Source organism: Variovorax sp. GrIS 2.14 (assembly GCF_046115955.1).
Classification (GTDB): Bacteria; Pseudomonadota; Gammaproteobacteria; order Burkholderiales; family Burkholderiaceae_C; genus Variovorax.
The window spans coordinates 1-1866 of the sequence record NZ_JBJXIA010000084.1 but is presented as its reverse complement, the minus strand read 5'-3'; the positions used below and the strand labels follow the sequence as shown (position 1 = coordinate 1866).

Genomic DNA, 1866 nt, shown 5'->3' with positions numbered 1-1866 from the left:
CCACAGTTGAGCAGGCAGCGTGGCCACGGTTCTCTTGAGCGCATTGGCCATGGTGATGGCTCCATAACCCGCCAGCGCAGGACCGTTCTTTGTCCCGGGAGTCAGTCCATAGCCTACCTCGCGGGGCAAGTGCACGAGCATGGTGAAGCGGCTTGATCGCTCCACCAGCGTCCCGATGGCGGACCTGTCTAGGCCGATGATCAAATCCCCCTCCCAGTGACCCGGAACGGCGCGTGCCTCTGCCTCTGCTGGTCGGCTGGAGATCATTACCTCTTCACTGACATGAGCCGATGCTGTGGCCTGGGCCCTGGCGCGTGGCACGCGCAACGCACGCCCCATACGCAGGTAGCTACCAGCTCGCGCTTGAGGGCCCCTCTTCCCTGGATATAGAGGGCCTGGTAGATGGCTTCGTAGGAAACGCGCATGGACTGATCATCCGGGAAGTCGACCTTCAGACGGTTGGCAATCTGCTCCGGCGACCAGCCATTGACCCATTTGCGGTCACCACGATGAGGCTTGCCAGAGCTCCTGCTAGGTGATGTCGTGTGCCGGAGTTTGGTTACGCTTTGCTGCTGTCAGTGTGAGTACGGCTTTGGAGGCAGGAATGATTGCAAGGGTAGACGCCGAGTTCGTCCGTCCTTCACACACTGTCCGCCTCGTCTCACACCACCACGGTGCGACTTCTTCAGACTGATGCTGTCGAATGCTGCGGGGGATAACCCGATAGCGGACGACCAACCGGGCCAAATGGCTCAACCACCTCAAGGAAATTACATGAAAAAGCAAATCCTGATCGCAGCCATGCTTCTTGCTGGCAGCGCCGCCATGGCTCAGTCCGGAATGATGAAGGACGGTGTCATGATGAAAGACGGCAAGATGATGATGATGAAAGACGGCAAGACGATGGCGATGACCAAGGAAATGACTCTCTCTGATGGAACCAAAGTCATGACCGACGGCGCAGTCATGAAAAAGGACGGCACCAAGATGATGATGAAGGACGGCGACGGGATGGAGATGTCCGGAATGATGATGAAGAAATAAGCGGCAGATGGGCCATTGAAGGGCGCTGACCTGGCGCCCTTTTACTTTTCATGCCTCGCTTTTTGCGACGCATGTTCGCGTCAAGGTTGGTCATGACGATCATCGAACCGAACACCACCGGCGCCACCACAAACACCTCGATTCCCAGCGAAAAAACGTTTTGGTGCCCTCGGGTCTGCCGGAAACATGCACGAAGAAGACCAGGTGAATGCCCATCTGACCGATCGCCAGTGCAGTGAGCAGCAGCGGAATGCCTTGCGACCACAGGCGGTCGCTGCCGGACACACGAAACGAGGCCAGCTTTAACACCACCGACATTCCGAGGCCGGCCGCATATTTCGAGAGACTGCTCTGCAGATCAATGCCATCGTCAGATGCCTGGCTTCCTGTCAATCGCTTCGCTCGTGTGAACGCTCCCAGATACCCGATGGTGAACACATCGAACCGGACAATGTCGAGCACGTGTCTCTTCGCCGGTCCACCGAAAGCGAAAGCAGCGCGCAGGAGTAGCTCAAGAACAGCAGGCAGGCCGTTTCGACCGGAAGCTTGGCGAGATGGAAGAGCTGATGGCCCGAAGGGCCGCCGGCCGTGTGGCCGTGCAGCACCGAATAGCTTGCGAAAAAGGCCCCGAACATCACGATGTTGCTCAACAAAAAGAGCCAGAAGCCGTAGGTCACCACCACCTGCGCCGAATCGGGGCCGCGCCCGGACGCGGGCACCTCTTCGTCGGAGGGCCCGTGTGTGTCCGCGTGAACGGTCAGGGCGCTCATGCGGCACCTGCCTTCAGCTCGCGCGCCGGCAGATGAACTTCGGGTGCCGGCC

General features: G+C 59.0%; 3 protein-coding genes and 1 pseudogene. 1 reads left to right on the top strand and 3 read right to left on the bottom strand.

Going from position 1 to position 1866, the window contains the following annotated elements; genetic code table 11:
* Positions 1-521 (bottom strand): annotated as a pseudogene (locus tag RCH10_RS27565) (IS30 family transposase); the annotation flags it as partial.
* A 253-nt stretch (positions 522-774) separates the two neighbouring features.
* On the opposite strand from RCH10_RS27565, the gene RCH10_RS27560 reads away from it, so the two are divergent.
* The gene (locus RCH10_RS27560; protein WP_409054838.1) at positions 775-1044 is read left to right on the top strand and encodes a DUF6799 domain-containing protein; all 270 of its coding nucleotides are present in this window, start codon (positions 775-777) and stop codon (positions 1042-1044) included.
* 99 nt (positions 1045-1143) lie between these two features.
* Here the strand turns inward: RCH10_RS27560 and RCH10_RS27555 are convergent, their stop codons facing one another.
* Positions 1144-1437: a hypothetical protein gene (locus RCH10_RS27555; protein WP_409054837.1), complete on the bottom strand. Its 294-nt coding sequence runs from the start codon at positions 1435-1437 to the stop codon at positions 1144-1146.
* Positions 1434-1814 carry a hypothetical protein gene (locus RCH10_RS27550; protein ID WP_409054836.1) on the bottom strand — a complete coding sequence of 127 codons (381 nt, stop codon included), beginning with the start codon at positions 1812-1814 and terminating at the stop codon, positions 1434-1436. The genes RCH10_RS27555 and RCH10_RS27550 overlap by 4 nt, the downstream gene beginning before the upstream one ends.
* Between the last annotated feature and the right edge of the window lie 52 nt (positions 1815-1866).

Coding starts and splice junctions, on each gene's coding strand:
- RCH10_RS27560 (WP_409054838.1), top strand. CDS start 775: ATGAAAAAGCAAATCCTGATCGCAGCCATGCTTCTTGCTGGCAGCGCC.
- RCH10_RS27550 (WP_409054836.1), bottom strand. CDS start 1,814: ATGAGCGCCCTGACCGTTCACGCGGACACACACGGGCCCTCCGACGAA.